Source organism: Paenibacillus nuruki (assembly GCF_001721045.1).
GTDB lineage: Bacteria > Bacillota > Bacilli > Paenibacillales > Paenibacillaceae > Saccharibacillus > Saccharibacillus nuruki.
In genome coordinates this window covers 1-5,561 of sequence record NZ_MDER01000092.1, presented here as the reverse complement: position 1 = coordinate 5,561, position 5,561 = coordinate 1, and the positions used below count along the sequence as shown (strand labels likewise).

The window sequence follows — 5,561 nt, the reverse complement described above, 5'->3', positions numbered from 1 at the left end:
ACTCTCGTTCTTGGAAAATGCTAACACATTTAAAAAAATATAAAAGATGGGCTATAAAAGGATTTACAAATCCCAAATGGGCTATAAAAAAAGTCGTAAGCAAAAAAGAATTAGCTCCTCCTACTGTCAATAAATATGTAGAAGATGAAATTAAAAATATTCCGAAAATTAGTGTGGTTATTCCAGTTTACGATCGTACAGATGTATTAAGAGAAAGTATAAATTCGATTTTAAATCAAACATATACAAATTTTGAACTAATTATTGTATGTGATGGTTCTCCTCCAGAAACATTAAAAATAGTTGATGAATATTCTAAACATGAAAAAGTACGTATTTTTAAATATTTTAATAATAGTGGAAATGCTGTAAGAGGCCGTAATAAAGCGATTCGTGAAGCAAGAGGAGAGTTTTTAGCTTTTCAAGATAGTGATGATATTGCAGAGCCTAATCGTCTTGAAGTGTCATTAGATTACATTCATGAATTTAAAGCTGATGTAGTGTATGGCGGTTGGAAAGCTTTAGTAGATGGATCACGTGTTATTGATATTGAAAATGGCCAAGAAGTTCTAAGTCCCGACTGTGGATATGAAGAATTACTTGAAATGTGTGTTCCTTGTCAAAGCACAGTCATGTTGAGGTTAGATGCTGTTAGGGCAGTTGGTGGCTTAAAAACAAACATGCGTTATCGAGAAGATCATGAACTGTGGTTAAGAATGGCATACCAAGGTTACAAATTTAAATCTATCCCGTTAATGTTAACTAATCTTAGATTACATGGTAACAATCTTGAACTTTCTTTTAAAGAAGAAGACAATCGTTGGTTCGACTTAATGATTAAAGAACATAAAATAGTTATTGAAATGAAGCCTAAAATTGCATATCTAATTCCTGGTTGTGGAATATCTGGGGGTATCGCAGTGGTATGTCAACATGCCAATCGTTTATTAAATCGTGGATACGATGTTTTGCTAATTACAGAAGATATTCATCGAGAAATCAACTGGTTTCCTAACCAAAAAGTTGAAATTGTGGGCATCGAACAAGCTCCGAATAATATTGATATATTAGTAGCAACCGGTTGGAGTACTGCATATACAATTGCTGATATTAATGCAAAACGTAAAGTATATTTTGTGCAGTCTGATGAGAGCCGTTTTTATAGTGCCGGATCATTTGAAAGTAAAAAAGCTTGGGATTCTTATAAATTTAATTATGAATATATGACTGAAGCTAAGTGGATCCAAAAGTGGTTGAAAGAAGAATTTGGACAAGAAGCAACTTATGTTCCTAATGGATTAGATGATGATATTATTTTTCAAAGTGATCCTATTACAAAAAAAGGAGATAAAGTTAGAGTTCTTTTAGAAGGACCTATTGATATTCCTTTCAAAGGTATGGAAGATGCTTTTAATGCTGTTAAAGATTTGGATTGCGAAGTATGGTGTATTAGCTCTGCAGGCAAGCCAAAAAAAGAATGGAAATGTGATGTTTTCTTTGAAAAAGTTCCAATGAGCCAAATGCATCAAATTTATTCTAGTTGCGATATTTTAGTGAAATTAAGTAGAGTAGAAGGGTTCTTTGGACCTCCATTGGAAATGATGGCTTGCGGTGGAACTTGTGTTGTAGCAGATGTAACTGGACATGATGAATATATTATAAATAATCATAATGCTTTAGTTGTAAAAATTGGTGATGTTGAAGGTGCAAAAAATGCTATTAAAGCTCTTATTGAAGATGTTGAATTAAGACAACGATTGATTGAAAATGGAAAGAAAACTGCTCAAGAATGGAAATGGGATCCTACCATTGATACACTAGAAGATATGTATTACTTAAATAAAGGAACACGAGAGGTTAAAGTATGAGAATATTAGTAACAGGTGGCGCAGGATTTATTGCCTCACATATTGTGGATCAATTGGTTAGTGATAATCATGATGTATGTATTTTAGACAATTTATCTACTGGTAAAATAGAAAATGTTAATTCTTCAGCTAGATTCTTTGAAGTCGATATTCGTAATGAAAAAATTATAGATATTTTTGAAAGCTTTAATCCGGAAATTGTTATACATCATGCTGCTCAAATAAGTGTAGCTCATTCTGTAATAGATTCTTTACAAGATGAAAGTATTAATATTAATGGAACTATCAACATTTTAGAGTGTTGTAAAAAGACGAATGTCAAGAAAATTATTTATGCTTCTTCTGCAGCAGTTTATGGTTATCCGGAAGCTATTCCTGTTAAAGAAGATGCAAAACTTTTACCGCTCTCTCCATATGGTATTTCTAAATTAACACCTGAATTTTATATTCAAGTTTATTCTAATCTGTATAATTTCGAGTATACAATTTTCCGATATAGCAATGCTTATGGTGAAAGACAAGATCCTCAAGGAGAAGGAGGAGTTATCTCTATATTTTTGGACAGAATTCTTTCTAATCAAGAAGTCATTATTCATGGAGATGGTACTCAAACTCGTGACTTTATTTATGTTAAAGATATTGTAAGTGCTAATATTGCCGCTTTGAAAAATGGGGATAATTGTATTATGAACATTAGCAGTCAAACTGAAATTACAATTACAGAATTATTTGAAACAATATGTAAAATATTGAAAAATGATAAATTTGCATCTTATATGGATCAGAGAATAGGCGATATTAAGTATAGTTCACTTAGCAATCAATATGCTGGGTCTGTATTGGGTTGGAGTAATAAGTATAATCTTTACGAAGGTCTAGTAGAGACAATTAAATATTATCAAAATACTTCTATTAAATAGGGTTAAATTAGGTAATAATCAGGAGGAGTTTTATTTATGAAAGGTATTATTTTAGCAGGTGGTACAGGTTCACGCCTGTATCCATTAACCAAAGTAACCAATAAACATCTTTTACCTGTTGGCAAATATCCAATGATTTTCCACTCAGTTTATAAATTAAAACAAGCTGATATCAAAGATATCTTGATCGTTACAGGTAAAGACCATATGGGCGATGTAGTTAACTTACTAGGTAGCGGTAGGGATATGGGCGTTACATTTACATACAAAGTGCAGGATGAAGCAGGTGGAATTGCACAAGCTTTGGATCTAGCAGAACACTTTGTAGCGGATGACCAAATGGTTGTTATCTTAGGAGACAATGTATTTGCTGATGATATTGCTCCATTTGTACAAAATTTCCGTGAGCAAAAACAAGGTGCTAAATTGTTGCTACAACAGGTTCATGATCCACAGCGTTATGGTGTAGCTGAAATGGACGGCGAACGTATTATTTCAATTGAAGAAAAACCAAAAGCACCTAAAAGCGATTTCGCTGTAACAGGTATTTATATGTTTGATAACAATGTATTTGATATTGTTAAAACATTAAAACCATCTGACCGTGGTGAATTAGAAATCACAGATGTAAACAATGCTTATATTGAACGTGGTGAGCTAACATTTGATATTCTTACTGGTTGGTGGACAGACGCTGGTACACACGCATCTCTTGCAAAAGCAAATGAATTAGCACAAGAAATCGTATTTGGTGAAGAGTTTGGTAAGCTTAAACTGTAAGGAGGATCATCATGAAAGTCACATCTTTAACATTAGAGGGTGCTAAGCTCATCGAACCTGTTGTTCATGGCGACCATCGTGGATTTTTTATGGAAAGTTATAATGAAAAATTAATGCACGAAAATGGAATTAAACATAATTTTATTCAAGACAATCATTCTCTTTCTGCTGAACCTGGAGTACTGAGAGGAATGCACTACCAATTGAATCCTAAAGCACAAACAAAATTGATTCGTGTCATATCTGGTTCGATTTATGATGTGATTGTGGATATTCGTAAAGATTCACTTACATTTAGACAATGGCAAGGATTTATTTTAAGTGATGCGAATAAACGTCAATTGTTAGTTCCGCAAGGGTTTGCACATGGATTCTGTACGTTAGTAGCGAATACTCAAGTTATTTATAAAGTTGATGAGTATTACTCGCCTGAGCATGATCGCGGTATTGCTTGGGATGATCCATCTTTAAGTATTGATTGGCCTGTATCGAATCCGGTATTATCCGATAAAGATAAACATCATCCTTTATTAAAAGACGCAGAAATTTAAACAATAAGTCTAGAATGCTATACGTTAAATTATATTCTATACAAATGGTTCATAATTTTAAAAATATAAAATTATGATATTAAAATGATATAAATTGTCAGCATAGTATTTATTGTATAATTCACATGCATTCTATTTCATTATACGTTCTAATAAAGGTTAAAGGAATTTTTAATAGAATTCAAATAGTCCTTTGTGTTAAAAGAATTCGATGTAACTTCTAAGTCAGTAAGGTTGTGATTAACATTTAGAAAAAAGATCAGTTTAGGGGAGTTTAAATGAGAAAAAAGATTACTATACTGATTCCTGCTTATAATGAAGAAGCAGTATTATACGAATTATATAACCGATTAATAAATACAATTGAAAAAAATACAAAATGCTATGATTTTGAATTGTTATTTGTTAATGACGGAAGTAAAGATAACACAGTTAATATAATAAAGAAGTTGAAGTCTGAAGATGATAGAGTCTCTTTTATTGATCTGTCAAGAAATTTTGGCAAAGAAATTGCAATGATGGCAGGTTTTGATTATTCTAAAGGTGATGCACTTATTATTATAGATGCTGATCTTCAAGATCCTCCTGAACTTATACCTCAGATGATTGAATTATGGGAGCAGGGTTATGATGATGTTTTTGCTAAGCGTAATAGTCGAGAAGGAGAATCCTTTTTTAAAAAATGGACTTCAGAAGCTTTTTATCGCTTATTGCAAAAATTAACTAGAATTCCTATACAACAAGATACAGGCGATTTTAGATTATTAGATAAGAGATGTATTGAGGCATTAAAATTGTTAAGAGAAACACAACGGTATACTAAAGGAATGTTTAGTTGGATTGGATTTAACAAAAAAGAGATTTTATTTGATAGAGATGCTAGATTTGCTGGTGAAACTAAGTGGAATTATTTTAAATTATTTGAATTAGCTATTGAAGGAATAACGTCGTTTACTATTACTCCTTTAAGGTTTTCGGCTGCATTTGGTTCTATTATTTCTCTATGTGCTTTTATATACATGATATGGGTTATTATTAAAACTTTAATTTATGGTAATCCAGTAGAAGGCTATCCTTCTTTAATGACTGTTATTTTATTTATAGGTGGAATACAATTGATTTCTTTAGGTATTATTGGAGAATACTTAGGCAGAGTATTTAACGAAACTAAAAGAAGACCATTATATTTTATAAATGAGTATAATAATGTTAAAGTTACCCCTAGCGATCCTGAAAAACATAAAAATGGATCGAATCATGAATAATAAAAAAGAAATAATAAGTTATTTGATTTTTGGTGTGTTAACTACGTTGATTAATATAGCAGTTTACTTTTTACTTGCTAATGTAGTTGGCATGGATTTTAAAGTAGCTACTTCTATCGCTTGGTTAGTCTCAGTACTATTTGCTTTTTTTACAAATAAAAAGTATGTATTTACTAG

At 31.6% G+C, this 5,561-nt stretch carries 6 protein-coding genes; all 6 read left to right on the top strand.

The features are described from left to right. A partial coding sequence (locus tag PTI45_RS22300) for a glycosyltransferase (protein WP_175425254.1) occupies positions 1-1,868 on the top strand: 1,868 nt, incomplete at its 5' end. Beyond that, positions 1,865-2,788, top strand: a complete 924-nt coding sequence (locus tag PTI45_RS22295; RefSeq protein WP_069329794.1) for an NAD-dependent epimerase/dehydratase family protein — start codon at positions 1,865-1,867, stop codon at positions 2,786-2,788. The genes PTI45_RS22300 and PTI45_RS22295, both read left to right, overlap by 4 nt. A 36-nt stretch (positions 2,789-2,824) precedes the next feature. Next, the gene (locus PTI45_RS22290; protein WP_069329793.1) at positions 2,825-3,568 is read left to right on the top strand and encodes a sugar phosphate nucleotidyltransferase; all 744 of its coding nucleotides are present in this window, start codon (positions 2,825-2,827) and stop codon (positions 3,566-3,568) included. Between the two features lie 11 nt (positions 3,569-3,579). Continuing rightward, positions 3,580-4,119 (top strand): dTDP-4-dehydrorhamnose 3,5-epimerase, encoded by a 540-nt coding sequence (rfbC, locus tag PTI45_RS22285; protein ID WP_069329792.1) that lies wholly within the window; start codon positions 3,580-3,582, stop codon positions 4,117-4,119. Positions 4,120-4,397: 278 nt separating this feature from the next. Beyond that, the gene (locus PTI45_RS22280; protein WP_069329791.1) at positions 4,398-5,384 is read left to right on the top strand and encodes a glycosyltransferase family 2 protein; all 987 of its coding nucleotides are present in this window, start codon (positions 4,398-4,400) and stop codon (positions 5,382-5,384) included. After that, a partial coding sequence (locus PTI45_RS22275) for a GtrA family protein (protein ID WP_175425253.1) occupies positions 5,377-5,561 on the top strand: 185 nt, incomplete at its 3' end. The genes PTI45_RS22280 and PTI45_RS22275, both read left to right, overlap by 8 nt.

What these genes read in the sequence shown, in the direction of transcription:
- PTI45_RS22295 (WP_069329794.1), top strand. Translation starts at nt 1,865, where the DNA reads ATGAGAATATTAGTAACAGGTGGCGCAGGATTTATTGCCTCACATATT.
- PTI45_RS22290 (WP_069329793.1), top strand. Translation starts at nt 2,825, where the DNA reads ATGAAAGGTATTATTTTAGCAGGTGGTACAGGTTCACGCCTGTATCCA.
- rfbC (WP_069329792.1), top strand. Translation starts at nt 3,580, where the DNA reads ATGAAAGTCACATCTTTAACATTAGAGGGTGCTAAGCTCATCGAACCT.
- PTI45_RS22280 (WP_069329791.1), top strand. Translation starts at nt 4,398, where the DNA reads ATGAGAAAAAAGATTACTATACTGATTCCTGCTTATAATGAAGAAGCA.